This is a genomic window from Streptomyces goshikiensis (genome assembly GCF_014650555.1).
GTDB classification, from domain to species: Bacteria; Actinomycetota; Actinomycetes; order Streptomycetales; family Streptomycetaceae; genus Streptomyces; species Streptomyces goshikiensis.
Genome location: NZ_BMVE01000008.1, coordinates 228,025 through 252,824, shown reverse-complemented (window position 1 = coordinate 252,824; position 24,800 = coordinate 228,025). Strand labels below are relative to the sequence as shown.

The window sequence follows — 24,800 nt, the reverse complement described above, 5'->3', positions numbered from 1 at the left end:
CCCCGCCGCTCCACGCGCCCTCCTACAAGTACAGCCCCGCCTCGCTCGGCTGACCCTGCGGCGGCAGCAGGGCCGCAGGCCCCGTACCGCGCCGCAGCGCGAAGAGTTCGGCCAGGGTGGCGCCCTCGCGGGAGACGCCCTCGTCGGTGCCGAGCCAGTCCACCGCCTCGCCGTGCGTCAGCCGGCCCACCTCGATCCGCGCCAGGCAGCGGCCGGGCCGGACCACCGCCGGGTGGAGGCGCTCCAGGTCCTCGTTGGTCGTGACCCCGACCAGGACGTTGCGGCCCTGCCCCAGGAGTCCGTCCGTCAGGTTGAGCAGCCGGGACAGCGCCTGCCCGGCGGTGTGCCGGGCCTCGCCGCGGATCAGCTCGTCGCAGTCCTCCAGCAGCAGCAGCCGCCAGCGCCCCTTGGAGGTGCCCTCGTCCTCGCCGATCGCGATGTCCATCAGGTAGCCGACGTCGTTGAAGAGCCGCTCCGGGTCCAGTACGCAGTCCACCTGGCACCAGTCCCGCCACGACCGGGCCAGCGTGCGCAGGGCGGAGGTCTTCCCCGTCCCCGGCGGCCCGTGCAGCAGCAGCAGCCGGCCCGCGATGTCGTCCGGGGTGACCTTCATCAGCCGGTCCATCGCCCCGGCCACCGGCGCGGTGTAGTTGGGCCGCACCTCCGCCCAGGTCCCGGCCGCGATCTGGCGGGTCGTCCGGTACGGGCCGCGGCGCGGGGAGACGTACCAGAAGCCCATCGTCACGTTCTCCGGCTGCGGTTCGGGCTCGTCCTGCACCCCGTCCGTGGCCCGGCCGAGCACACCGGAGGCGAGTTCGTCGCTGACCGCCGTCACCGTGACGTCCGCGCCGCGGCTCCAGCGCGAGACCAGCATCGTCCAGCCCTCGCCCTCGGCGAGCGTGGCGCTGCGGTCGCTGTCGCGCGCCGAGCGCAGCACGGTGGCGTCGGGCGGCAGCAGGGTCGCTTCCGGTTTCACCCGCTCGATCGTCACGCTGTGCGAGTACGGCTGCTCGCCGGACGCGAACCGGCCGAGGAACAGCGCGTCGACGACATCCGAGGGCGAATCGCTGTCATCGACGTTGAGCCGGATCGGCAGCGCGTGGTGCGGGTCGTCCGCGGTGGCTGACATGGCGCCCATGATCCGGCACCAACTGTCCTCATGCACCCGTGTTTCGCTGGATCGGGTGCCCAAGTTCCCTCTTGAAACACCGTCGGAGTGAAGATTCCGGCCACAACTCCACCCCGAATATTCTTGGCATGAACGCTTCCGGCCAAGCGCGGCTGCTTGTACCACGGACTCAGGAGTAACCCCCACAAGGAGCCGCACACATGAGCTTGAACATGCCGCGCCTCGCCGCCCTGACCTCCTCCCTGTTACTCGCCGCCTCCGCCGCCCTGTTCGGTGCCGGCCAGGCCTCCGCCGCCCAGGCCGACTTCGGCTACGTCGCCCTCGGCGACTCCTACTCCTCCGGCGTCGGCGCCGGCAACTACGACAGCGGGAGCGGCGACTGCAAGCGCACCAGCCGCGCCTACCCGGCCCTGTGGGCCGCCGCGCACTCCCCGCAGAGCTTCTCCTTCACCGCCTGCTCGGGCGCCCGTACGGGTGACGTCCTCTCCGGGCAGCTCGGCCCGCTGAACTCCGGCACCGACCTGGTCAGCATCACCATCGGCGGCAACGACGCCGGATTCTCCGACGTCATGACGACGTGCGTGCTCCAGTCCGAATCCACCTGCGTGGGCCGCGTCAACCAGGCCAAGGGCTACGTGGACTCCACCCTCCCCGGCAAGCTCGACCAGGTCTACGACGCCATCCACAACCGCGCGCCCGGCGCCCGGGTCGTCGTCATCGGCTATCCCCGGTTCTACAAGCTGAACGGCACCTGCGTCACCGGCCTGACCGAGGGCGAACGCTCCGCCATCAACGGCGCCGCCGACTACCTCAACGCCGCCATCGCCAAACGCGCCGCCGACCACGGCTTCACCTTCGCCTCGGTCGCCGGCGCCTTCACCGGTCACGAGATCTGCTCCGGCAGCGCGTGGCTGCACAGCGTCAACTGGCTCAACATCGGGGAGTCCTACCACCCGACCGCGGCCGGGCAGTCCGGCGGCTACCTGCCGGTGTTCACCAGCGCGGCCTGACGCGCGCCGGACCGTAGGCCGGCCCGGGGCGCCGGGCCGGCCTACGGGCTGGTCTCCGGTTCCGGGCTCGGCGCCCCGCCGCCGGAGGCGCTCGGCTCCGGTGAACCGCTCGCGCCGGGGGAGGAGGCCCCGCCCGTCGGGGTCTCCTCCTCGCACGTCACGGAGAACTCCAGCCAGTCCGACACCGCCCGCTCGGGCGCCCGTACCTCCAGCCGGACCGCGTCCTCGAAGGTGCCGCCGGCGCGGCGGGCCGGCTCGGTGTGCTCCAGCTGCCGGCTCCTGGGCCCGCCCTCCTCGAAGGTGACGGACTGCCAGCCCGGCCCGGAGGCGACCCCGGAGCGCGCCGCCCAGCGGTACTCCAGCACGACCGGGAGCCGGGTGACCTCGACGGTGGCCGCGAAGGCCGGGGCCTGCGCGGCGGGCGGCGGGCAGCCGCCGCGGTAGTCGTCGCGCACGCTGCGGACGTACAGCGCGACCTGCTGCGCGGACCCGCTCCCGGACGCGGAAGCCGACGCCGACGCGGAGACGGACGCCGACTCCGACGGCGCGCCGGACGCGGTGTCCGACGGGGACCGCGAGGGGCTCTCCGCGGCGGACCGCGAGCTGCCGGCCCCGTCCGTCGAGGTGCCGCCCCCGCCGCCCCGGCCGCTGAACAGCAGCCACCCCAGCAGCGCCAGTACCAGCAGCAGCACCACGATCCCGACGGTCAGCAGCACCCCGGCCCGCCCCTGGCCCCGCGGCCCGGCGGCGGGCGGCGCGGGGAACGGGGGCGCGGGCACCGGTTCCGTGGGCCCGCCGTAGACCGCGCCGCGCGGCGTCCCGTACGGGTCCCGGCCCTCCGGGTGGCGGGCGACGGCGGTCGGCGAGTCCGGACCGGACACCGCCCCGCCCAGGGTCCGTACGTCCCCGCCCGCGCCGATGATCCGCAGCATCCGGGACGCCTCCGCCGCGGACAGCCGCTCGGCCGGGTCCTTGCGCAGCAGCCCCTCCAGTACGGGCTCCAGCGGCCCGGCGCGGCGCGGCGGCGGCAGTTCCTCGTCCACCACCGCGCGCAGCGTGGACAGCGGGGTGTCCTGCCGGAAGGGGGACACCCCCTCCACGGCCTGGTACAGCATCACCCCCAGCGACCACAGGTCCGACTCGGGACCCGGATCGCGGCCCAACGCCCGCTCCGGCGCCGTGAATTCGGGGGAGCCGATCACCTCGCCGGTCATCGTGATCGCCGAGGAGCCCTCCAGGCTCGCGATCCCGAAATCGCTGAGCACCACCCGGCCGTCATTGGCGACCAGGACGTTGGCGGGCTTGACGTCCCGGTGCAGCACCCCCGCCTCGTGCGCCGAGCGCAGCGCCGCCAGCACCTGCTCCCCGAAGTGCGCGGCGCGCTGCGGGGTGAGCGGCCCCTCGGCCTCCAGTACGTCGGCCAGCGAGAGCCCGCGCACCAGCTCCATCACGATCCAGGGCCGGCCGTCCTCGGTGGCCACGTCGTACACCGTGACCACCCCGCGGTGCGAGACCCGGGCGGCCGCCCAGGCCTCGCGCTCCAGGCGCCGGTACATCCGGGTCACCTCGGCCTGATCCAGTCCGGCGGGCGCGCGGACCTCCTTGACGGCGACCTCCCGGCCCAGGACCTCGTCCCGGGCCCGCCACACGATGCCCATGCCGCCGCGGCCCAGCGGGCCCAGCAACCGGTACCGGCCGGCGATGACACGCCCGCCGCCAGCCATGTCTTCCGTCACGCGAGACCCCCATGTGTGCCACCGGGCGATCACTCCAAGTTAGCGCAGAGCGGGCTTTTCGGCCCGCAGGACGGCACGGTTCGCCGCACCCGTCCCCAGAGGGCCCGATTTGTGCGGAGAGTGACGAATGACTCCACTGAGTAATCGTCAACTCCCCGTATAAGCAGGGGTAATTCACACCACCGGGATACCCGAGCGCGACGCGGGGACGATAGGGTTAACCTGCCCGGGCCGGGTGCCCTCGTACGGGTGGGGAGAGACATGGAACAGATAGCAATGCGCAGTAGGCCGCCTCGCGTGCCTGCCATCACCTGCGGCAGCAGCGCGACCAGCTCGCGCCTCGACCGCCATCTCGCCGTGCTGGGCGGCCCCGCCGTCCCGCACCACGAGGCGGCCGAGGCGACCCTGCTGATGCGCGAGCTCACTTCCCGCGACCACACGCACGTGCTGCGGAGCCGGAGCGCGCGCGTCGCGCTCTTCGCGCCGCTGCGCCGGCTGCGGCGCACGCTCTTCGGCGGCCGCCGCTCGTAACTGCCCCCGCAGCGCGGCCGGTTCGCCGGCTACGCCCGCACCCGGCCCCTCGTTCGCGCACCCTGGGGTATCCCCGGCCTCAGGCGACCACACCGTCCCGGCGCAGTGCTGTGATCTGCGCGCCCGTCATCCCCAGGGCGCGCAGCAGGGCCTCCGTGTGCTCACCGAGCGCGGGCACGGCGCCCATGACCGGCTCCGCGCCGCCCGGCAGCCCGATCGGCGGCAGCAGCGCGCGCAGCGGTCCGGCCGGTGAGCCCACCTCCCGCCAGCGGTCCCGGGCCGCCAGCTGCGGATGCTCCGCCAGCCGGGCCACCGAGTTCAGCCGTGCGCAGGCGATCCCCGCCGCCTCCAGCCGCGCCACCGCCTCGTCCGCGTCCAGCCGGCCCAGTGCCCCGGCCACCACCGCGTCGGTCTCCTTCCGGCCCCGGGTGCGCGCCGCGTTCGTCGCGTACTCCGGATCCAGCGCCAACTCCGGCCGCTCCAGCACCTGTTCGGCCAGGCGCCGCCACTCCCGGTCGTTCTGCACCGACAGCAGCACCCGGTCCCCGTCCGCCGTGGGGTAGGCGTCGTACGGGGCGATGACGGCGTGCGCGAGGCCCGTGCGCGCGGGCTGCTCCCCGCCGTGCATCGTGTGGTGCAGCGGGTGCCCCATCCACTCGGCGAGCGCGTCCAGCATCGACACCTCCACGCGGCCGCCGCGCCCGGTGACCCCGCGGCGCAGCAGGGCGGCGAGCACCCCCGAGAAGGCGTACATGGCCGCCGCGATATCGGCGGCCGGGATCCCCGCCTTGACGGGCTGCTCCGGGGTGCCGGTCACCGAGACCAGCCCCGCCTCGCACTGCACGAGCATGTCGTAGGCGCGCTTGTGGGCGTACGGGCCCTCGGCTCCGTACCCGGAGATGTCCACGGCGACCAGCCTCGGGTAACGGGCGCACAGCGCCGCCGAGTCCAGCCCGAGGCGGGTGGCGGCGCCCTGCGCGAGGTTCTGCACGAACACGTCGGCGCCGTCGAGCAGCCCGTGCAGGACCGCGAGGCCGCGCGGGTCCTTCAGGTCGAGGGCGATCGACTCCTTGCCGCGGTTGCACCACACGAAGTGCGAGGCGAGGCCCTGCGCGGCGGTGTCGTAGGCGCGGGCGAAGTCGCCGCCGTCGGGGCGCTCGACCTTGACGACCCGGGCGCCGAGGTCGGCGAGCTGGCGGGTGGCGAAGGGGGCGGATACGGCCTGTTCGACGGCGATGACGGTGACTCCGTCGAGGGGCAGCGGCTCTGCGGGGTGCGTGTCAGGGATCATGACAGCCTCCCTACCTGCTCGGACCCCGCCCTGTCACCAGGCGGGGCCCCGAAACCCGCCACCGCGCCCGCGGCTCCTCGCGTGGCTAGCCCCGGCCGCGCGCGAACCGGCGCGTGGCCAGCGGGACGAACACCAGCAGCAGGGCGAGCGACCAGGCGACCGACCCGGCCACCGGATGCGCCGCCGGCCAGGCCGCGCCCGCCGCCGCCTCGGCGCCCGCGTTCCCGCAGAGCTCCCGTACCGCCGTTGCGACCGCGCTGATCGGGTTCCACTCGGCGACCGCCCGCAGCCACGAAGGCATCCCCGCCGTCGGGAGGTACGCGCTCGACAGGAGCGGCAGTACGAACGTCGCGCTGCCGAGCTGCCCGGCCGCCTCCTCGCTCGCGCTGATCAGGCCCAGGTACGTCCCGACCCAGGCCATCGCGAACCGGAAGAGCAGCAGTACGCCGAAGGCGCCGAGCGCCCCCGCCCACCCGCTCTCGACGCGCCAGCCCATCGCCAGGCCCACCAGCATCAGCGGGATGGTGCCGGCCGCCGTGGTCAGCAGATCGGCCGCGGTCTGCCCGAGCGGCACCGCGGCCCGGCTCATCGGCAGCGTCCGGAACCGGTCCGTCACCCCGCGGTGCGCGTCCTGCGCGGCGGTGAACATGCCGGTCATCAGCCCGCCCGCGGCGGTCGCGGCCAGCAGCCCGGGCACCAGGAACTCGCGGTACTCCGCGCCCGGCATGGCGAGCGCGGAGCCGAACACGTAGCCGAAGAACAGCAGCATGGTGATCGGCATCGTCTGGGTGAGGACCAGCAGCGCCGGGGCGTGCCGGGCCTTCTGCAGCTGACGGGTGAGGACGGCGCCGCCGTCCGACAGCAGGGTGCTCATGCGGCGTGCTCCTTGCGCGTGGCCTGGGTGGCCTGGGTGGCCTGGGCGGCCTGGGCGGTCGGTGTGACGGGGGTGGCCGGGGCCGTTCCGGTGAGGCGCAGGAACACCTCGTCGAGGGTGGGCTGCCGCAGGCTCGCGTCCGTCACCGGGACCCCGGCGGCGTCGAGCGCGCGGACGATGCCGGGCAGGGTGAGTCCGGCGTCGGAGACGGTGACGCCGACCGTGCGCCGCTCCTCGTCCAGCGCGGGCCGCCCGCCCGTGAGCCGGTCGAGCACGGCGGCCGCGCGCGGGAGGGCCTCGGCGGCGTCGACCGTGACCTCGGCGCGGGAGCCGATCCGGGCCTTGAGGCCGGCCGGGGTCCCGGTGGCGATCGCCCGGCCCCCGTCGATGACCACGATGTCGTCGGCGAGCCGGTCGGCCTCCTCCAGGTACTGGGTCGTGAGCAGTACGGTGGCGCCCTCGTCGGCCAGCGTCCGTACCGCCGCCCAGATCTGCTCGCGCGCCGCCGGATCGAGGCCGGTGGTCGGCTCGTCGAGGAACAGCACCCGGGGGCGGGTGATCAGCCCGGCGGCCAGGTCCAGGCGCCGCCGGGTCCCGCCCGACCAGGTGGCGGTCACCCGCCCCGCGACCTCCGTCAGCCCGAAGCGCTCCAGGAGTTCCTCGGTGCGGGCCCGCCCGGCACGCCCGCGCAGTCCGGCGAGCCGGGCGAAGAGCCGCAGGTTCTCCCGGCCGGTCAGGTCGCCGTCCACGGAGGCGTACTGGCCGGTGACCCCGATGGCCCGGCGTACGGCGGCGGGCTCGCGGGTGACGTCGTGGCCGGCCACGCGGGCGCGGCCGGCGGTGGGCCCGGTGAGGGTGGTGAGGATCCGTACGGCGGTGGTCTTGCCCGCGCCGTTCGGGCCGAGGAGACCGCAGACCGTGCCCTCCGGGACCGCGAGATCCAGCCCGCGCAGGGCGTGTACCTCCCCGTAGTTCTTCTCCAGACCCTCACTAAGTACAGCGTACGTAGTTGTCATGTGCGGAACCCTACCTGACTCCGTACGGTGTACGTAACTAGGATGGTGGGGATGGACGAGGTGATGAGCGATGACACCCAGCGGCCGCTCCGCTGAACCCGAAGTGATCTGGGCCCGCCCGCAGCGCGCGGGCCGCGGCCCCCGCCCCGCGCACAGCCGCGACTCGATCGCGGCCGAGGCGGTGCGGATCGCCGACGCCGAGGGGATCGAGGCCGTCTCCATGCGCCGCGTGGCGACCGGGATCGGCGCCGGGACGATGTCCCTGTACAACTACGTGCCGCGCAAGGAGGACCTGTACGAGCTGATGGTCGACGCGGTCAGCGGGGAGTACGAGTTCACCCCGCCCAGCGGCGACTGGCGGGCCGATCTGCTGGCCCTCGCGCACCGCACGCGCGAGCTGATGCACCGGCACCCCTGGCTGCCCCGGCTGCTCAGCCCCGTGTACGGGTTCGGCCCCAACGCCCTGCGCTACCTGGAGCACTGCCTCGCCTGCCTGGCGCCCCTCGGCGTCCCGGGCGGCGAGAAGCTGGAGCTCGTCGCCGCCGTCAACGGCTCGGTCGCGACCTTCGTCGCCGCCGAACTGGCCCTGGCCGAGCGGGCCCGGTCCCTGCCCTGGAGCGAGGCCGCCGAACAGGGCGTACGGACGGCCTGGCTGGGCTCGCGGCTGGCGACGGGGGAGTACCCGCTGCTGGCGGCCGCGCTCACCGGCGGACACCCGGTGGCGGAGGCGGAGGCCGACATGGACGCCGTGTTCGACCGCTCGGTCTCCCGGCTGCTCGGGGCGTGGGAGCAGCCGGCGCACACGCCCTAGGGCTCACAGCAGCGCGAACTGGCCGCCCGGTCCCTCCTCGTGATGGTCCAGGACCGACGCCGGCCGCCGGGCCCAGCGCGGCGCCGGCAGCACCCCGGCGGCCCCCAGCGCCTCGGCGGTCAGCGGCGGACCGGCCTCGAACGCGGCCCGCTCCGGCGCCAGATCGGCCAGCAGGGCCAGGGTCGTGACCAGCGCCAGCAGCTCCGAGGTCCAGGCCTGCGGCCACTCGGCGGGGCCCAGTGCCTCCAGCCCGTCGGCACCGGGCGCGCGGTGCGCCTGCCGGGCGGCGAACCAGGCCTCCAGCACCCGGGTCCCGTTCGCCTCGTACTCCCAGGCGCCGGCCGGGACGGGGGAGACGGCCCCGCTCCCCAGGCTCAGCGTCTGCGTCTGCGGGTCGTACGCGAGCTCGCGCGGCCAGGCCGGCAGCGCGGAGCGGACGTAGGGCCTGCGGCCACCGGGCAGCCGGGGCGGCTCGCCGCCGCGCGCCCCGCGCAACTGGACGGTGAGCAGGCGGTGCCCCAGCTCCAGGCCCGCCCGCCAGCGCCCGGGATCCGCCGCGAGCGGCACCTCGTACCCGCGCGGCCCGGGGCGGCCCGCGGCGAGGATCCAGCACAGCACGTCCTCCGGGGTGACCCAGCCCCCGTACCGCTCGCCGAGCAGCGGCAGCAGCCCGGGCGCGAGATTGGGCTCGGCGCCGCCGGGGCGCCGGTGCAGGGGGCGGATCCGGGCGGGCCGGCCCACCGGGAGGTGCGCGGTGACCAGCAGCTCCGGGGTCTCGACGGCGAACAGCTGGTGCTCGTCCCGGACCCGCCAGAGCTCGGGGCGGGCCAGGTCGATGAGCCGCTGGTCGGGGAGCAGCCACTGCTCGTCGAAGGGCTCGCGCAGTACCCGTACGGGTTCGGGGAACGCGCCGGGGGCGTCGGCGAACCGGGCCGTGGAGCCGGCCCGCAGCCCGGGCAGCGCGGCCGCGCCGGCGGTCGGCGTACGGGTCCTCGTGGGGCGGAACAGCCGGTCCCGGTCGGGGCCCGCCGCGCCGGTCAGGGCCGTCCAGCGGGCCCGCAGCATCGCCGGGTCGGGCGCCGCCACCCAGTCCCGGCCCAGGCGCAGCGCGCCCACGGACCACGGCATCAGGTCGTCCAGCGTCAGGCTCGGCGGAGTGGGGTCAGCGCTCACCCGGCCGATGGTAGCGACGGGACCCGGCGGCCGGGCCCTGTCCAGGCCGAAGCGTTACGCTCCATAGAGAGGGGTATGCCCCGGTACGCGTGAGGAGCCGGTCATGAGTCAGTACGACGAATACACCACTCCGTCCCAGGCCGAGGGCGAGCGGCTCGACGAGGACATGGACGAGACCCAGAAGACGCAACGGCACCCGGCGACGATGCGGACCACGCCCTCGCAGGCGGAGGGCGAACGCCGCACGGACGAGGACGAGAAGGCCTGATCTTCGACCGATGGCCGGTCAGTGCGCGTCGACCGTCACCGTGAAGGAGAACCGGTCGCCGCGGTACCGGATCCGCGCCACGTCCACCACCCGGCCGCCCTCGTCGTACGTCACGCCCGTGTAATGCAGGATCGGGCTGAGCAGCGGCACCTGGAGCAGCTCGGCCGTCACCGGGTCGGCGAGCCGCGCCTCGACGGTGTCGGTGATCCGGCTGATCTTCACGCCCACGATGTCCCGAATCACCTTGGTCATCGGCCAGCGCGCCAGATCGGCCAGGTCGATGGCCTGCGCCAGCTCCGGGCGCACCGCGTTCTCCGCCCAGTTGGTCGGCTCGCCGCTCTCGCTGTCGTGGCGCAGCCGCCGGTACGTGACCACCTCGGGCGCGTCCGGGAAGTGCTCCAGCAGCTCCCCGGACACCGCCGTCGTCTCCTGGCCGAGGACCGTCGTCCGGTCGCCCGACTGCTGGGCGACGATCGCGTCGACCGAACCCAGCAGCCGGACGGGAGCGCCGCGCATCGCTCCCGGTTCGATGAACGTGCCCCGCCGCCGGTGCCGGCTGATCAGCCCCTCGCCCTCCAGCTCCTTGAGCGCCTGCCGCATGGTCAGCACGCTCACCCCGTAGTGCTCGGCCAGCTGCTCCTCGGTGGGCAGGCGCAGCGAGGCGTCCGGGGTGCGCCCCAGTATCGAGGCGCGCAGCGACTGTGACACCTGGTACCAGAGCGGCAGCTTCCGGTTCAGTACCAGGGAGTCGGGGGCGAAGGCGGTCACGGGTCGTTCTCCGTACGGATGGACGTCGGCGGGGCGGGCGGGGTGGGGTCCGGTGCGGGTCCGGTGGCGTGCTCAGCGCATGTTAGGCCCGGAAGTGGCGCTCCAGACCCTGCCAGACGTCGTCGTACGCGCGCTGCAGGTGGTCCGCGCCGGCCGCCTGGGCGGTGGCGGTGATCGGCCAGCGGGTCTCGAACATGAAGGCCAGGCCGTCGTCGATCTTCTGCGGCTTCAGCTCGGCGGCGCTCGCCTTGTCGAAGGTCTCCCGGTCTGGGCCGTGCGCCGACATCATGTTGTGCAGCGAGCCGCCGCCCGGGACGAACCCCTCCGCCTTGGCGTCGTAGGCGCCCTCGATCAGGCCCATGTACTCGCTCATGACGTTCCGGTGGAAGTACGGCGGGCGGAAGGTGTCCTCGCCGACGAGCCAGCGCGGGGCGAAGACCACGAAGTCCACGCCCGCCAGACCCGCCGTGTCGGAGGGCGAGGTCAGCACGGTGAAGATCGACGGGTCCGGGTGGTCGTAGCTGATCGAGCCGATGACGTTGAACTTGCGCAGGTCGTACACGTACGGCGCGTGGGTGCCGTGCCAGGCGACGACGTCGAGCGGGGAGTGGTCGTAGGTCGCGGACCAGAGGTTGCCGCAGAACTTGTTGACCACCTCGGTCGGGCGCTCGCTGTCCTCGTACGCGGCCACCGGGGCCCGGAAGTCCCGCGCGGCGGCGAGGCCGTTGGCGCCGATCGGGCCCAGGTCGGGCAGCTCGAAGGGGCGGCCGTAGTTCTCGCAGACGTACCCGCGGGCGTCGTCGTCGAGGAGCTCCACGCGGAAGCGGACGCCGCGCGGGATCAGGGCGACCTCGCCGGGGCGGGCGGCGAGCAGGCCGAGCTCGGTGCGCAGCAGCAGCGCGCCGCGCTCGGGGACGATCAGCAGCTCGCCGTCCGAGTCGCTGAACACCCGGTCGGTCATCGAGGCGTTGGCGGCGTAGAGGTGGATCGCCATGCCGGCGCGCTGGGCGGCGTCGCCGTTGCCGCCGAGGGTCCAGAGGCCGGCGAGGAAGTCCGTGCCGGGGGCCGGGTCGGGCAGCGGGTTCCAGCGGAGCCGGTTCGGGTCCGCCGGGGCCTCGGTGAACGGCGCGGAGCGCAGGGCGCCGTTGTCGATGCGGGTGAACGGCGGGTGCGCGGCCGACGGGCGGATCCGGTAGAGCCAGGAGCGGCGGTTGTGGCGCCGCGGCTCGGTGAAGGCGCTGCCGCTGAGCTGCTCGGCGTAGAGGCCGAGGGGAGAGCGCTGGGGGGAGTTCCGGCCCACCGGGAGCGCGCCGGGGACGGCCTCCGAGCTGTGCTCGTTGCCGAAGCCGGTGAGGTATTCCAGCGCCTCCGCCGTCTTCCTGGCCTGCTCGCTCATCGCTGCTCCCGCTCTGTCGAAGGAATCCTATGCCTGACAGTAGGATTCCCAGCCCCACCCGTCAACGCCCCTTTCCCCCGACACCCCGCCCCTCAGCCAGCTGCCGCGCCCGCCCGCCCTGGTCGCCCACCCCGCTCGGCCGTCCCGCTCGGCCGACCTGCCAGGCCCGCCCGCCTCGGCCGCCGCGCTCGGCTGTCCCGCCGGGCCCGCCCGCCTCGGCCGCCGCGCTCGGCTGTCCCGCCGGGCCCGTCCCCCTCAGCTGCCGCGCTCGGCCGACCTGCCAGGCCCGCCCCCTCGCCCGCCCCGTCGGCTGCCGAGTTCGGCCGGCCCGGTCGGCCGCCCTGCTCCTCTGCTCCGCTCAGTCGCCTCGGCCAGCCGACCCGTTCGGTCGCTCCGCTCGGCCGCCCTCGTCGGCTGCCCTTGTCGGCTGCCCCTCGGTCGTCCTGCTCGGTCGGCCACTCCGTACGCCCGACCCGCTCGGTCGTCATCGTTGGTCGTTCCGCTGGGCAGCCGTTCTCGGTCGCCCAGGGCGGCCCTTCCGCTCGGCCACCCTCGTTGGCTGCCCAGCTCGGTCGCCCCGGTCAGTCGACCCACCCGGTCGCCTTGGTCGGCCGTTCCGCTTGACCGCTTCGGTCAGTCGACCCGCTAGGTCGTCCTGGTCGCACGCTCCGCTCGGGCGCCGTCCTCGGGTGCCCTGGTTGGCTGCCCTCGTCGACTGCCCCGGTTGGCCGTTCCGCTCGGCTGCCCTGGGCGACTGCCCAGCTCAGTCGCCCGGGTAGCCGACCCGCTCGGTCACCCTGGTCGGCAGCTCCGGCCGGCTCCTTCGCTCGGGCGTTTCGGTCAGCCGACCTGCTCGGTCGTGCTCGTCGGTCGCTTCGGTCAGTCGACCCGCTGGGTCGCCCTGGTTGGCCGGCCTTGTCGGTTGGCTCGGTCGGTCGGTCCGCTTGGTCGTCCTGGTCGGCCGCTCCGGCCGGGGTTTCTGGCCGGGATCCCTCTCCGGCCGCCCGGCGTCGGCACCGGCATCCGCGGTATTTCGTGCTGCGAGGGGGGATCCGAAAAGATGAACATTGCTCTACTCTCACGCGCATGTCGTGGACCCGCAGGTTCCCTGCCGTGCCGGCGGCGCTCCTCGCCGCCCTCGCCGCCCTCCTCGCCTTCCTGTCCCTGCTCGTCGCCGCGCCCCCCGCCAGCGCCCACGAGGAGCGGCCCGTCGCGCTCCCGGACGGCTCCGGATCGGTCCCGCGCCACCGCGACGCCGAGCCCGACCTGGTCGTCTGCAAGACCGACCGGCCCGCCTTCGAGCGCCGCGTCGCCGGCTTCCCCGAGGAGCTGAAGCAGCGCAACCTCGCCCTCTTCGAGCGCTGCGAGAAGAACGGCTACCGGCACCTCCAGGAGGCCGTCGACGCCGTGGACCGGCCGGGGATGAACATCGCGATCCTCCCCGGCCTGTACGAGGAGGAGCCCTCGCTCCCCAAGCCGACCGGGGAGTGCGCCGCACTGAAGGCGCCCAACTCCGCGCTCGGCTACCAGATCCTCAGCTACGAGCAGCAGCTCGCTTGCCGCCACAACCAGAACCTCGTGGCCATCCTCGGCAAGACCGACCTACAGATCGAAGGCACCGGCGCCTCCCGGCTCGACGTGGTCATCGACGCCAAGTACCAGAAGCTGAACGCCATCCGCGCCGACAAGTCCAACGGCATCTACTTCCGCAACTTCACCGCGCAGCGCACCACCTTCAACTCGCTGTACGTGCTCGCCGGCGACGGCTTCGTCATCGACGACGTGCTGACCCGCTGGAACGACGAGTACGGGTTCCTGACCTTCGCCAGCGACCACGGCCTCTACAAGAACTGCGAGTCCTACGGCAACGGCGACTCCGGCATCTACCCCGGCAGCGCCTCGAACATCAACGACGGCCGCGGCTACGAGGTCCCGCGCTACTCCATCGAGATCACCGGCTGCCGCAGCCACCACAACATGGTCGGCTACTCCGGCACCGCGGGCGACTCGGTGTGGGTGCACGACAGCGAGTTCGACCAGAACATGGGCGGCGCCTCGATGGACAGCGCCTTCCCCGGACACCCCGGACTCCCGCAGAACCACGCCAAGTTCGAGCGGAACCTGATCCACGACAACAACCAGGACTACTACCCCTTCGTCGCCGACGGCACCTGCGCCAAGCCGCCCATCGAGCGCGGCTACGAGCAGGGCGTGGTCTGCCCGCAGATCTCGATGCCGCCGGGCACCGGCATCATCACCGCGGGCGGCAACTGGAACCTGTACGAGAACAACTGGGTGTACGGGCACCGGCGCGCCGGGTTCTTCCTCAGCGCCGTCCCCGCCTTCATCCGCGGCGAGGAGGACTGGGGCAAGCAGACCGACACCTCCCACCACAACCGCTACGCCGGGAACGTGCTGGGCAAGGACAAGTCCGGCGCGTCCCGCCCCAACGGCATGGACGTGTGGTGGGACGGCCAGGGCCGCGCTAACTGCTGGCAGGACGGCCCCGACGGCTCCACCCCGGGCACCGTCCCGCAGTGCGGCGACCGCCGGGGTGCGGTGTCCGGCGCCTCCGCCCGCCTGGTGGGCGAGCCGGTGAAGCTCGCCCAGCTGCTGGTCTGCGCCGACTACAACGTCCAGGCGCGCAAACTCCCGGCGGGCTGCGACTGGTACGGCGCGCGTGGCGCGGCGCGGGTGGAGACCCAGCTCGCGGCGGCCGTCGCGGCGGTACTGCTGCTGGTCGGCGGGGTGCTGTGGTGGCGCCGGCTGCGCGGGTCCCGGCTGGGCACGGCCGCGTCCCTGCTGGGCCTGGCGGGGCTGGTCCTGGACGTGGCCGGCTCCACGATGCCGCTGACCGCCACCCCCGTCCCGGCGCTCGCGCTGCTGCTGACGGGCCTGTGGTGGACGGGCGTCGGCCTGGCCCTGCGCCCCGACCGCCCGTGGTTCGCCCGTCTGACCCTGCTGCTGGGCGGGCTGACCCTGCTGGACGCCTTCGACAAGGCCGTCCTGATGATCCCGTGGATCCCCGTCGGCCCGGCCTGGATACGGGGCCTGGTCGCCGTGCTCTGGGTGCTGTGGGCCGTGATCGCCTCGGCCCGGCCGGGCGCCCCGGCCCGCCCCGGCGGCCCGGGCGGCGACCCCGACGGTGACCGGGCCCCCGCCCCGGACGGTCCCGCCCCGGCGCTGAGCACGGCCGCCACCCCCGAACCCCCGGCCACCGCGGGAGACCCCCGATGACCCACGACCCCGCCCACCCCTCTGGCCCCGCCGCCCCCGTTGACTCCGCCGGCGGCCGCACCTGGTGCGATGCCTGCGGTACGCCGCCCCGCGCGGCCCACGGGCCCCGCCGGACCCTGCGCACCGCTGCCCTGGTCGCCGTCCTCCTGCTCCTGGCGGGCGGCGCCGCGACGGGCTGCGGCGGCAGGGCGACCACCCACCACAAACCCGGCACCAGCCACGAGCAGGCCTCCGGCAGCGTGGGCACCCTGCTCGAAACCGACGACGGGGCGGGCCACCGGCTCCGCGAGGTCCCGGCCGAGGGCGCGCCGGAGGTACGGGTCAGCGCCCGCCCCGACACCGAGGACGGCTGGAACCTGCAACTGACGGTGCGGAACTTCCGCTTCACCCCGGACAGCACCGGCGGCGCCGCCCTCCCGGGCGCGGGCCACGCCCACCTGGAGCTGGACGGACGCAAGCTGGCCCGGCTGTACGGCCCCTGGTTCCACCTGCCCGCCGCGCAGGTTCCCGAGGGCGCGCACACCCTGACCGTCCGCCTCTACGCGGACGACCACACCGCCTGGGCGGTCGCCGGCAAGCCCGTCGAGGCCGCCGTCCCCCTCGCCGGAGGCCCCCCGGGACAGGGCGCGGGCGCCCACACCCACGCACCCGCCCCGGCGGCCTCGTCCCCGCCTGCCTCGTCCCCGCCGGGCGGGGCCCCGCCCGGCGAGAGCCCGCAGGCCGACCGCACGGTCACGATCGCGATCCGGGGCGGCAAGGTCACCCCCGCCCCGGGCCGCACCGAGCTGCGGCGCGGGGAACGCGTGGCGCTCCGCGTCACCAGCGACCGCACGGACACCCTGCACGTCCACGGCTACGACAAGGAACTCGCCCTGCCGGCAGGGCAGGAGGCCACCCTGACCCTGACGGCCGACCGCACAGGCCTCTTCGAGGTCGAGACCCATGAGTCCGGCCTCGTCCTGACCCAGCTCCTCGTCCGGTGACCCCGGCCGGGCCGGGGCCCGCCCCCGGCGCGGGCGCCGGCGGCATCGGCCAGGGCGTGGTCCTTCACCCGGCCGATCCGCTCACCGCCCTCGCGCACGGGATCGGGTCCCAGCACGATCTGCCCATCTCTCCCTTCTACGCCTTCGCGGGTGCCTTCGCCGCGCTGTTCGTCTCCTTCCTCGCCCTGGGTCTGCTCTGGTCCACCTCCCGATTCCGCGGCGACCGCTCCGGCCTCGCCCTGCCCGCCGGGCTCCAGCGGGTGGCAGACGCGCCTGCCACCCGCACTGCCCTGCGCGGGCTCGGCCTCGCGGCCGCGCTCGCCGTCCTGCTCTGCCTCCTCCTCGGTCCCGACGACCCCGCCCGCAACCCCGCTCCCGGCGCCGTCTACGTCCTGCTCTGGGTCGGTCTCGTGCCCGCCTCCCTCCTCCTCGGCCCCGTCTGGCGCCTACTCAGCCCGCTCCGCGCCCTGCACCGCCTGCTCTCCGGGGTCTGGCGCCCCGCGGCCCGCCCCCTGCCCGCCCGGCTCGGCCAATGGCCCGCCGCGGTCGGGCTGTTCGGCTTCACCTGGCTCGAACTCGTCTCTCCTGATCCCGCATCCACCACCACCCTCCTGATCGCCCTCGGCGTCTACGCCGCCGCCCAACTCCTGCTCGCCGCCCGCTTCGGCGAGCGCTGGTTCGCCGACGGAGACGCCTTCGAGGCCTACTCCGCCCTCCTCGCCCGGCTCTCCCCCCTCGGCCGCCGCGACGACGGCCGCCTGGTCCTCCGCAACCCCTTCCACGGACTCGACGCGACGCCCGAGCGGCCCGGACTCGTCGCCACCGTCTGCGTCCTGCTCGGATCCACCGCGTACGACGGCTTCTCCGACAACCCCGCCTGGATCAACTCGATACAGACCTCCCCCCTCGGCCGCACCCCCGCGGCCACGCTCGGACTCCTCGGCGCCATCGCCCTCGTCGCCGCCCTGTACTGCCTGTGCGCGGCGGCCACCCGCCTCGTCTGCGGCCCGCACCCCGGCCCGCTGACCGCCTTCGCGCACTCACTCGTGCCGATCGCGCTCGGCTATCTCATCGCCCATTACTTCTCCCTTTTCGTCACCGAAGGACCACGCACAGTAATCATGGCACTCGGCACTGACAACGCCCCAGAACCCTTGTCCCCACTGGGTCCCGGGGCTCTGGCCACCCTCCAGGTCGCCGCCGTCGTCACGGGTCACGTACTGGGAGTCATCGCCGCCCACGACCGTTCCGTGCGCCTCTTCCCGCCCGCCAGGGCCGTGGCCGGCCAGCTCCCGCTGCTGGCGCTCATGATCACGTACACCATCGGGGGGATCGGCCTCCTGCTGAATTGAGACCGCCGCCGAACCGCGCGGCCGGGAGCGGCATGATGGACCCCGTGCCCCCAGCCCACCCCCTGCGCCGGACCCCGATCCAGCAGCGCAGCGCCGACCGGCTCGCCCGGATCCTCGACGCCTGCGCCGAGCTCCTGGACGAGACCGGGTACGAGAACCTGAGCACCCGGGCGGTCGCGGCGCGCGCCGGAGTGCCCATCGGCTCGGTCTACCGCTTCTTCGGGAACAAGCGGGCCATGGCCCTCGCGCTCGCCCACCGCAACCTCGACCGCTACGCCGACGGCATCGAGAGCCGGCTCGCCGAGCTCCCGGCCACCGAATGGCGGCCCGTCGTGGACGTCGTACTGGACGAGTACCTGGTCATGAAACGGGGCGTGCCCGGCTTCGCCCTCATCGACTTCGGGGTGCCCGCACCCCCCGCCGAGGGCCCCGGCGCCGACCCCAACCACCTGGTCGCCTGCCGGCTCACCGAACTGCTCACCGCGCACCTCGGCCTCGTCGCGGACCCGGCGCTGGCCCGGGCCGTCCTCGTCGCCGTCGAGGCCACCGACGCGCTGACCAAGCTGGCCTTCCGGGTCGATCCGGCCGGGGATCCCGACATCGTCGCCGAGACCCGCGCGATGATGCACGCCTACCTGGCGCGCGTCCTGGACTGACCGGACTTTCCCGCAGACCCTCCCCTCAGGCCTCCCCGCCGTGCCTACCGGTCGGTATGCTCGGGAACGCCGCGTGCCCGTGTCGCATTCCGCCTCCCCGGGAGGGCCCATGCCCCGCACCGCCCTGCGCGTCTGTCCCCTCTGCGAAGCCACCTGCGGCCTCACCCTCACCATCGAGGGCTCCACCGTCACCGGGGCCCGGGGCGATCGCGACGACGTCTTCAGCCGCGGCTTCATCTGCCCCAAGGGCGCCGCCTTCGGCGCCGTCGACGGGGACCCCGACCGGCTGCGCACCCCCCTCGTCCGCCGAGCCGGCCGGCTCCGGGAAGCCACCTGGGAGGAGGCGTACGCGGCCGTCGCCGCCGCGGTCCCCGCCCTGCTCCGGGAGTACGGCCCCCAGTCCGTCGGCGTCGTCCTGGGCAACCCGAACACCCACACCATGGCCGGCGCCCTCTACCCGCCGCTGCTCCTCAAGGCCCTCGGCACCCGCAACCTGTTCACCGCGAGCACCCTGGACCAGATGCCCAAGCACGTCTCCAGCGGCCTGCTCTTCGGCGACCCCTTCGCCATCCCGGTGCCCGACCTCGACCGCACCGACTTCCTGCTGCTCCTCGGCGCCAACCCGGTCGAGTCCAACGGCTCCCTGTGCACGGCCCCCGACTTCCCCGGCCGGCTGCGGGCCCTGCGCGCACGCGGCGGCACCCTGGTGGTGGTCGACCCGCGCCGCACCCGCACCGCCCGGCTCGCCGACCGGCACCTCGCGCCGCGCCCGGGCAGCGACGCGCTCCTGCTCGCCGCCCTCGCCCACACCCTGCTCGACGAGAAACTCACCGACCCGGACCGGCTGACGCGGTGGACCGAGGGCCTCGGGGAACTCGGCCCCGCCCTCGACCGTTTCACCCCCGAGGCCGTAGCCCCCGCCTGCGACCTCAGCGCCGCCGAGATCCGCGCCCTCGCCCGCGAGCTCGCCGCCGCGCCGACCGCCGCCGTCTACGGGCGGATCGGCAGCTGCACCACCGAGTACGGGACGCTCGCCAGCTGGCTGGTCGACGTACTGAACATCCTCACCGGCAACCTCGACCGGCCGGGCGGAGCCCTCTTCCCGCTCTCCGCCACCGACCACGCACCCCGGCCGGCCGGCCCCGGCAAGGGGTTCGCCCTCGGCCGCTGGCACAGCCGGGTCAGCGGCCACCCCGAGGCCAAGAGCGAACTCCCCACCGCCGCCCTGGCCGAGGAGATCGAGACCCCGGGGGAGGGGCGGATCCGCGCCCTGATCGCGATCGCGGCGAACCCCGTGCTGTCCGCCCCCGACGGACAGCGGCTCGACGCCGCCCTCGCCGGCCTGGACTTCATGGTCAGCGTGGACCCCTACCTGAACGAGACCGCGCGCCACGCCCATGTCGTCCTGCCCCCGCCGCCGCCCGCGCAGAGCGCCCACTTCGACTTCGCCTTCAACGCCTTCGCCGTCCGCAACCAGGCCCGCTACTCCCCGCCCGCCGTCCCCTTGGAGGAAGGGCGGATGGACGAGTGCGAGATCCACGCGCGCCTGATCCTCGCCGTGTCCGGGCAGCACGGCGCCCCGCCCGAGACCGTCGACGACCGCGTCATCGCCGACACCCTCACCCGGGCCGCCACCGATCCCCACTCACCGCTGTTCGGCGAGGACCCGCGGCTGCGGGCCCGCACGCTGTCCGGCCGCACCGGCCCGGAGCGGCGGCTCGACATGATGCTCCGCCTCGGACCGTACGACCTGACCCTCGAAGAGCTCGGGCAGCACCCGCACGGCATCGACCTGGGCCCGCTGCGGCCCCGGCTCCCCGGCGTGCTGAAAACGCGCAGCGGCAGGATCGAGCTGCTGCCGGAGCCGATCGCGGCCGAACTCCCCAGGCTGCGCGCGGCGCTCGCCGAACGCCCCGCCGCCCTGGTGCTCGTGGGCCGCCGCCATCTGCGCTCCAACAACAGCTGGTTGCACAACGTCCCGGCTCTCATCGGAGGTTCCAACCGCTGCACCCTCCAGGTCCACCCGGAGGACGCCGGCCGGCTCGGTCTCGCCGACGGCGGCCGGGCCCGGGTCACCTCGGACGGCGGCAGCCTGGAGGTGCCCGTCGAGGTCACCGAGGCGGTCCGCCGCGGCGTCGTGAGCCTCCCGCACGGCTGGGGCCACGACCGCGCCGGCTCCCGGCTCTCGGTGGCCTCCGCGGAGCCCGGCGCCAACGTCAACCAGCTCCTCGACGGCACCCGGCTCGACCCGCTCTCCGGCACGGCGGTGCTCAACGGATTCCCCGTCGAACTGGCGCCCCTGCCCTGAGCTGGGGTTTTGCTCGTATTGCTCACGCCTTGACGTCTTGTTGGCGCCAGGACGCGGCCCCTACGTTCCCCCCATGCTGACCTTCCTCGGCTTCGCCATGATCGCCACTTTCCTGGTCCTGATCATGCTGAAGAAAATGTCGCCCATCGCGGCGCTCGTCCTCATCCCCGCGCTGTTCTGCGTGTTCGCCGGAAAGGGCGCCCACCTCGGCGACTACGTCATCGACGGCGTCGGCAAACTCGCGCCGACCGCCGCCATGCTCATGTTCGCCATCGTCTACTTCGGCGTGATGATCGACGTCGGACTCTTCGACCCGATCGTCAAAGGCATCCTGCGCTTCTGCAAGGCCGACCCCATGCGGGTCGTGGTCGGCACGGCGGTCCTCGCCGCGATCGTCTCCCTCGACGGCGACGGCTCCACCACCTTCATGATCACCGTTTCGGCCATGTACCCGCTCTACAAGCGGCTCGGCCTGAGCCTGGTGGTCATGACGGGCGTCGCCGCCACCGCCAACGGCGTCATGAACACCCTGCCCTGGGGCGGCCCCACGGCCCGGGCCGCCACCGCGCTCAAGCTCGACGCCGCCGACATCTTCGTCCCGATGATCCCTGCGCTCGCCGTCGGCCTGCTCAGCGTGTTCGTCCTCGCGTACGTCCTCGGCCTCAGGGAGCGCCGCCGCGTCGGCACGCTCGTCCTGCCCTCCGGGGACGACGAGGAGCCCGAGCTGGTCACCGTGGGGACCGGGACCGGGACCGGGACCGGGGCCGGGACCGCGGCTGGGGAGGGGACCGCAGTCGCGACCGCGGCCGGGGCCGGGGCCGGTACGGGCGTGCCCTCGGCCGGCTCCGGAGCGCCGGCCTCCGGAGGGGACGCGGGGGAGGAGGGCTTCCAGGGGCTCGACCCGCAGCGCGCCACCCTCCGCCCCCGCCTGTACTGGTTCAACGCGGGCCTGACCGTCGCCCTGCTCACCGCGATGATCATGGAGCTGCTGCCCATCCCGGTGCTCTTCCTGCTCGGCGCGGCCCTCGCCCTCACCGTCAACTTCCCCCACATGCCCGACCAGAAGGCCCGCATAGCCGCCCACGCCGACAACGTCCTGAACGTCGCCGGCATGGTCTTCGCCGCCGCCGTCTTCACCGGGGTCCTCAGCGGCACCGGCATGGTCAAGCACATGGCCGACTGGCTGGTCGGCGCCATCCCCGAGGGCATGGGCCCGCACATGGCCCTGGTCACCGGCCTGCTCAGCCTGCCGCTCACCTACTTCATGTCCAACGACGGCTTCTACTTCGGCGTGCTGCCGGTGCTCGCCGAGGCCGGCGCCGCGCACGGCGTCTCCCCGCTGGAGATCGCCCGCGCCTCCCTCGTCGGCCAGGCCCTGCACATGTCCAGCCCGCTGGTTCCCGCCGTGTACGTCCTCGTCGGCATGGCCAAGGTCGAGTTCGGCGACCACACCCGCTTCACGGTGAAGTGGGCGGCCCTCACCTGCCTCGTCGTCCTCGCGGCAGGGATGGTTTTCGGCATCATCTGACCGCCGCCGCCCCTGGCGCACCCAAAACTACCGACGCTAGTTTGTAGGGTGGTGGAGCGGCTTCTACCAGGTCGGTCAATGCGCTCGCGCGTGCTCGGGAGGAATGCGATGAAGGCTCACGACGGGATGTACATCGGCGGGGAGTGGCGCCCCGCCGCCGGACGCGAGCGGATCGAGGTCGTGAACCCGGCCGACGAGCAGGTCATAGGCGGGGTGCCGGCCGGCACCGCCGAGGACGTGGACCAGGCCGTACGCGCCGCCCGGGCGGCCTTCCCTGGCTGGGCGGCGACCCCGCCGGCCGAGCGGGCCGCCTTCATCGGAGCCCTCCGCGACGTGCTGATCGCCCGCAGGACCGAGATCGCCGAGACCATCACCGCCGAGCTCGGCTCCCCGCTGGGCTTCTCGGAGAAGGTCCACGCCGGGGCGCCGATCGCGGTGGCCGCCTCCTTCGCCGAACTGGCGGCCTCGTACAGCTTCGAGGAGCGGCTCGGGAACTCCACCGTGCTGCTGGAGCCGGTCGGCGTGGTCGGGGCCATCACCCCCTGGAACTACCCGCTGCACCAGGTCGTTGCAAAGGTGGCGCCCGCTCTCGCCGCCGGATGCACCCTCGTCCTCAAGCCCGCCGAGGACACCCCGCTGACCGCACAGCTCTTCGCCGAAGCCGTGCACGAGGCGGGCATCCCGGCCGGTGTCTTCAACCTGGTGACCGGTACCGGCCCGGTCGCCGGTCAGGCGCTGGCCGCGCACGAGGGAGTCGACCTCGTCTCCTTCACCGGCTCCACCGCCGTCGGCAGGCAGATCGGCGCCACCGCGGGCGCCGCGGTCAAGCGCGTCGCCCTGGAGCTGGGCGGAAAATCGGCCAATGTCATCCTGCCCGGGGCCGACCTGGCCAAGGCCGTCGCGGCGGGCGTGGGCCACGTCATGAACAACACCGGCCAGAGCTGCAACGCGCTCACCCGGATGCTCGTCCACCGGGACCAGTACGAGGAGGCCGTCTCGCTCGCGGCCGCCGCCGTCGCCGCGTACCCCGCCGGCGACCCGCTCGACGCGGCCACCCGCATCGGCCCCGTCATCAACGCCAAGCAGCGCGACCGGGTGCGCGGCTACATCGTCAAGGGCATCGAGGAAGGCGCGCGCCTGGTCGCGGGCGGCCCCGACGCGCCGCGCGAACGCGGGTACTTCATCGCCCCGACCGTGTTCGCCGACGTCACGCCCGAGATGACCATCGCGCAGGAGGAGATCTTCGGCCCGGTGATCTCGATCCTCCGCTACGAGGACGAGGACGACGCCCTGCGCATCGCCAACGGCACGGTGTACGGGCTGGGCGGCGCCGTCTGGGCGGCGGACCAGGAGACCGCCGTCGCGTTCGCCCGCCGTATGGACACCGGCCAGGTCGACATCAACGGCGGCCGCTTCAACCCGCTCGCGCCCTTCGGCGGCTACAAGCAGTCGGGCGTCGGCCGCGAGCTGGGCCCGCACGGTCTGGCGGAGTACCTCCAGACCAAGTCGCTCCAGTTCTGACCCATCGGCCGCCGCCGGCCGCCGGGTCTGACCCGTCCCGGCCCGGCCCCGCACCGTACGGCCCGCATCACCCCCGCACCGCCCCGCACCACCCGACCCCAGCGAACACGGAGACGACGACCATGGTCCGCGCCGCGATACTGCCCGCCGTCGGAGCCCCGCTGGAGGTAAGGGAGATCCTGCTGCCCGAGCCCGGCCCCGGGCAGGTCCGGGTGCGGCTCGCCGCGGCCGGGGTCTGCCACTCCGACCTCTCCCTCACCAACGGCACCATGCGGGTCCCCGTCCCCGCCGTCCTCGGCCACGAGGGAGCGGGCACGGTCCTCTCCGTCGGGGAGGGCGTCACCCATGTCGCTCCCGGCGACGCGGTGGTGCTCAACTGGGCCCCGTCCTGCGGGGAGTGCCACCACTGCCGGATCGGCGAGGTCTGGCTCTGCGCCAAGGCCCTCGCCGGGGTCGGCGCCGTCTACGCCCACGACGCCGAGGGCACGGAGCTGCACCCCGGGCTGAACGTGGCCGCGTTCGCCGAGGAGACGGTCGTCGCGGCCAACTGCGTGCTGCCCGCGCCCGCCGGGATCCCGCTGGCCGAGGCCGCCCTCCTCGGCTGCGCCGTCCTGACGGGCTACGGGGCCGTGCACCACAGCGCGCAGGTCCGCCCCGGCGAGTCGGTGGCCGTCTTCGGCGTCGGCGGCGTCGGCCTGGCCGCCATCCAGGCCGCCCGGATCGCCCAGGCGGGCCCGATCGTTGCCGTCGACGTCTCCCCGGCGAAGGAGGAACTGGCGCGGGCGGCCGGAGCCACCGCGTTCGTCCTCGCCTCCGACACCACCGCCAAGGAGATCCGGGCGCTCACCGCCGGCCAGGGCGTGGACGTGGCCGTCGAGTGCGTCGGCCGGGCGGACACCATCCGCACGGCCTGGGAGTCCAGCCGCCGTGGCGGGCGCACCACGGTCGTCGGCATCGGCGGCAAGGAACAGCAGGTCACCTTCCACGCGCTGGAGATCTTCCACTTCGCCCGCACCCTCACGGGCTGCGTGTACGGCAACAGCGACCCCGCGCGCGACCTCCCGGTGATCGCGGACCACGTCCGCGCGGGCCGTTTCGACCTCGGCGCCATGGTCACCGACCGCATCACCCTCGAAGGCATTCCGGCCGCCTTCGACGCGATGCTCGCCGGCAAGGGCGGCCGGTCGCTGGTCGTCTTCCAGCCCTAGAAAG

General features: G+C 74.2%; 20 protein-coding genes. 12 read left to right on the top strand and 8 right to left on the bottom strand.

The window, feature by feature from the left end; all coding sequences use genetic code 11:
• Positions 1-22: 22 nt before the first annotated feature.
• On the bottom strand, positions 23-1,129 hold the full coding sequence (locus tag IE248_RS23735) for a DUF5925 domain-containing protein (protein ID WP_037797317.1): 1,107 nt from the start codon (positions 1,127-1,129) through the stop codon (positions 23-25).
• 200 nt (positions 1,130-1,329) lie between these two features.
• On the opposite strand from IE248_RS23735, the gene IE248_RS23730 reads away from it, so the two are divergent.
• Complete coding sequence (locus tag IE248_RS23730) at positions 1,330-2,139, top strand: SGNH/GDSL hydrolase family protein (protein ID WP_373301593.1); 810 nt, start codon at positions 1,330-1,332, stop codon at positions 2,137-2,139.
• A 41-nt stretch (positions 2,140-2,180) separates the two neighbouring features.
• Here IE248_RS23730 and IE248_RS23725 read toward each other — a convergent pair whose 3' ends face one another.
• Complete coding sequence (locus IE248_RS23725; protein ID WP_073797169.1) at positions 2,181-3,863, bottom strand: serine/threonine-protein kinase; 1,683 nt, start codon at positions 3,861-3,863, stop codon at positions 2,181-2,183.
• A 273-nt stretch (positions 3,864-4,136) separates the two neighbouring features.
• Between IE248_RS23725 and IE248_RS23720 the strand changes: the two genes are divergently transcribed.
• The gene (locus IE248_RS23720) at positions 4,137-4,406 is read left to right on the top strand and encodes a hypothetical protein (protein WP_190031603.1); all 270 of its coding nucleotides are present in this window, start codon (positions 4,137-4,139) and stop codon (positions 4,404-4,406) included.
• A gap of 79 nt (positions 4,407-4,485) precedes the next feature.
• On the opposite strand, the gene IE248_RS23715 is transcribed toward IE248_RS23720, so the two are convergent.
• From IE248_RS23715 to IE248_RS23705, 3 genes are all read right to left on the bottom strand, one after another.
• Positions 4,486-5,697, bottom strand: a complete 1,212-nt coding sequence (locus tag IE248_RS23715) for a CaiB/BaiF CoA transferase family protein (protein WP_190031602.1) — start codon at positions 5,695-5,697, stop codon at positions 4,486-4,488.
• A gap of 85 nt (positions 5,698-5,782) precedes the next feature.
• Positions 5,783-6,571 carry an ABC transporter permease gene (locus IE248_RS23710; protein ID WP_190031601.1) on the bottom strand — a complete coding sequence of 263 codons (789 nt, stop codon included), beginning with the start codon at positions 6,569-6,571 and terminating at the stop codon, positions 5,783-5,785.
• Positions 6,568-7,587 (bottom strand): ATP-binding cassette domain-containing protein, encoded by a 1,020-nt coding sequence (locus IE248_RS23705; RefSeq protein ID WP_190031600.1) that lies wholly within the window; start codon positions 7,585-7,587, stop codon positions 6,568-6,570. The genes IE248_RS23710 and IE248_RS23705 overlap by 4 nt, the downstream gene beginning before the upstream one ends.
• Before the next feature lie 70 nt (positions 7,588-7,657).
• Here IE248_RS23705 and IE248_RS23700 point away from each other — a divergent pair, with 70 nt between their 5' ends.
• A complete protein-coding gene (locus IE248_RS23700; RefSeq protein ID WP_037797313.1) occupies positions 7,658-8,398 on the top strand; it encodes a TetR/AcrR family transcriptional regulator in 741 nt (246 codons plus the stop codon).
• A gap of 3 nt (positions 8,399-8,401) precedes the next feature.
• Here the strand turns inward: IE248_RS23700 and IE248_RS23695 are convergent, their stop codons facing one another.
• Entirely contained in the window at positions 8,402-9,526 is a 1,125-nt protein-coding gene (locus tag IE248_RS23695; RefSeq protein ID WP_159032070.1) for a type ISP restriction/modification enzyme, read from the bottom strand.
• Positions 9,527-9,674: 148 nt separating this feature from the next.
• Here IE248_RS23695 and IE248_RS23690 point away from each other — a divergent pair, with 148 nt between their 5' ends.
• A complete protein-coding gene (locus IE248_RS23690; RefSeq protein WP_164496457.1) occupies positions 9,675-9,839 on the top strand; it encodes a hypothetical protein in 165 nt (54 codons plus the stop codon).
• 18 nt (positions 9,840-9,857) lie between these two features.
• On the opposite strand, the gene IE248_RS23685 is transcribed toward IE248_RS23690, so the two are convergent.
• Together IE248_RS23685 and hmgA are read right to left on the bottom strand one after the other, a co-directional pair.
• The gene (locus IE248_RS23685; RefSeq protein WP_124290016.1) at positions 9,858-10,607 is read right to left on the bottom strand and encodes a GntR family transcriptional regulator; all 750 of its coding nucleotides are present in this window, start codon (positions 10,605-10,607) and stop codon (positions 9,858-9,860) included.
• An 82-nt stretch (positions 10,608-10,689) separates the two neighbouring features.
• On the bottom strand, positions 10,690-12,003 hold the full coding sequence (gene hmgA / locus IE248_RS23680) for a homogentisate 1,2-dioxygenase (RefSeq protein WP_073797163.1): 1,314 nt from the start codon (positions 12,001-12,003) through the stop codon (positions 10,690-10,692).
• Positions 12,004-13,089: 1,086 nt separating this feature from the next.
• On the opposite strand from hmgA, the gene IE248_RS23675 reads away from it, so the two are divergent.
• From IE248_RS23675 to IE248_RS23640, 8 genes are all read left to right on the top strand, one after another.
• Complete coding sequence (locus IE248_RS23675; RefSeq protein WP_190031599.1) at positions 13,090-15,240, top strand: right-handed parallel beta-helix repeat-containing protein; 2,151 nt, start codon at positions 13,090-13,092, stop codon at positions 15,238-15,240.
• Positions 15,237-16,223, top strand: coding sequence for a cupredoxin domain-containing protein (locus IE248_RS23670; RefSeq protein ID WP_229895472.1), 987 nt, complete (start codon positions 15,237-15,239; stop codon positions 16,221-16,223). Before IE248_RS23675 ends, IE248_RS23670 begins: the two co-directional genes overlap by 4 nt.
• Positions 16,224-16,279: 56 nt before the next feature.
• Entirely contained in the window at positions 16,280-17,575 is a 1,296-nt protein-coding gene (locus IE248_RS23665) for a hypothetical protein (RefSeq protein WP_190031636.1), read from the top strand.
• Between the two features lie 35 nt (positions 17,576-17,610).
• On the top strand, positions 17,611-18,231 hold the full coding sequence (locus IE248_RS23660) for a TetR/AcrR family transcriptional regulator (protein ID WP_073797161.1): 621 nt from the start codon (positions 17,611-17,613) through the stop codon (positions 18,229-18,231).
• Positions 18,232-18,340: 109 nt separating this feature from the next.
• A complete protein-coding gene (locus tag IE248_RS23655; RefSeq protein WP_190031598.1) occupies positions 18,341-20,539 on the top strand; it encodes a molybdopterin oxidoreductase family protein in 2,199 nt (732 codons plus the stop codon).
• A 73-nt stretch (positions 20,540-20,612) separates the two neighbouring features.
• Positions 20,613-22,067 carry a CitMHS family transporter gene (locus IE248_RS23650; RefSeq protein ID WP_190031597.1) on the top strand — a complete coding sequence of 485 codons (1,455 nt, stop codon included), beginning with the start codon at positions 20,613-20,615 and terminating at the stop codon, positions 22,065-22,067.
• A 108-nt stretch (positions 22,068-22,175) separates the two neighbouring features.
• On the top strand, positions 22,176-23,588 hold the full coding sequence (locus IE248_RS23645; RefSeq protein ID WP_190031596.1) for an aldehyde dehydrogenase family protein: 1,413 nt from the start codon (positions 22,176-22,178) through the stop codon (positions 23,586-23,588).
• A 122-nt stretch (positions 23,589-23,710) separates the two neighbouring features.
• On the top strand, positions 23,711-24,796 hold the full coding sequence (locus IE248_RS23640; RefSeq protein WP_073797157.1) for a zinc-binding dehydrogenase: 1,086 nt from the start codon (positions 23,711-23,713) through the stop codon (positions 24,794-24,796).
• Positions 24,797-24,800 lie beyond the last annotated feature (4 nt).

Excerpts from the sequence above, each read along its gene's own strand:
- hmgA (WP_073797163.1), bottom strand. The coding sequence starts at position 12,003 with ATGAGCGAGCAGGCCAGGAAGACGGCGGAGGCGCTGGAATACCTCACC.
- IE248_RS23675 (WP_190031599.1), top strand. The coding sequence starts at position 13,090 with ATGTCGTGGACCCGCAGGTTCCCTGCCGTGCCGGCGGCGCTCCTCGCC.
- IE248_RS23730 (WP_373301593.1), top strand. The coding sequence starts at position 1,330 with ATGAGCTTGAACATGCCGCGCCTCGCCGCCCTGACCTCCTCCCTGTTA.
- IE248_RS23735 (WP_037797317.1), bottom strand. The coding sequence starts at position 1,129 with ATGTCAGCCACCGCGGACGACCCGCACCACGCGCTGCCGATCCGGCTC.
- IE248_RS23640 (WP_073797157.1), top strand. The coding sequence starts at position 23,711 with ATGGTCCGCGCCGCGATACTGCCCGCCGTCGGAGCCCCGCTGGAGGTA.
- IE248_RS23690 (WP_164496457.1), top strand. The coding sequence starts at position 9,675 with ATGAGTCAGTACGACGAATACACCACTCCGTCCCAGGCCGAGGGCGAG.
- IE248_RS23645 (WP_190031596.1), top strand. The coding sequence starts at position 22,176 with ATGAAGGCTCACGACGGGATGTACATCGGCGGGGAGTGGCGCCCCGCC.
- IE248_RS23720 (WP_190031603.1), top strand. The coding sequence starts at position 4,137 with ATGGAACAGATAGCAATGCGCAGTAGGCCGCCTCGCGTGCCTGCCATC.
- IE248_RS23725 (WP_073797169.1), bottom strand. The coding sequence starts at position 3,863 with ATGGCTGGCGGCGGGCGTGTCATCGCCGGCCGGTACCGGTTGCTGGGC.
- IE248_RS23695 (WP_159032070.1), bottom strand. The coding sequence starts at position 9,526 with ATGCCGTGGTCCGTGGGCGCGCTGCGCCTGGGCCGGGACTGGGTGGCG.
- IE248_RS23655 (WP_190031598.1), top strand. The coding sequence starts at position 18,341 with ATGCCCCGCACCGCCCTGCGCGTCTGTCCCCTCTGCGAAGCCACCTGC.
- IE248_RS23715 (WP_190031602.1), bottom strand. The coding sequence starts at position 5,697 with ATGATCCCTGACACGCACCCCGCAGAGCCGCTGCCCCTCGACGGAGTC.
- IE248_RS23710 (WP_190031601.1), bottom strand. The coding sequence starts at position 6,571 with ATGAGCACCCTGCTGTCGGACGGCGGCGCCGTCCTCACCCGTCAGCTG.
- IE248_RS23660 (WP_073797161.1), top strand. The coding sequence starts at position 17,611 with ATGGACCCCGTGCCCCCAGCCCACCCCCTGCGCCGGACCCCGATCCAG.
- IE248_RS23650 (WP_190031597.1), top strand. The coding sequence starts at position 20,613 with ATGCTGACCTTCCTCGGCTTCGCCATGATCGCCACTTTCCTGGTCCTG.
- IE248_RS23705 (WP_190031600.1), bottom strand. The coding sequence starts at position 7,587 with ATGACAACTACGTACGCTGTACTTAGTGAGGGTCTGGAGAAGAACTAC.
- IE248_RS23670 (WP_229895472.1), top strand. The coding sequence starts at position 15,237 with ATGACCCACGACCCCGCCCACCCCTCTGGCCCCGCCGCCCCCGTTGAC.
- IE248_RS23700 (WP_037797313.1), top strand. The coding sequence starts at position 7,658 with ATGACACCCAGCGGCCGCTCCGCTGAACCCGAAGTGATCTGGGCCCGC.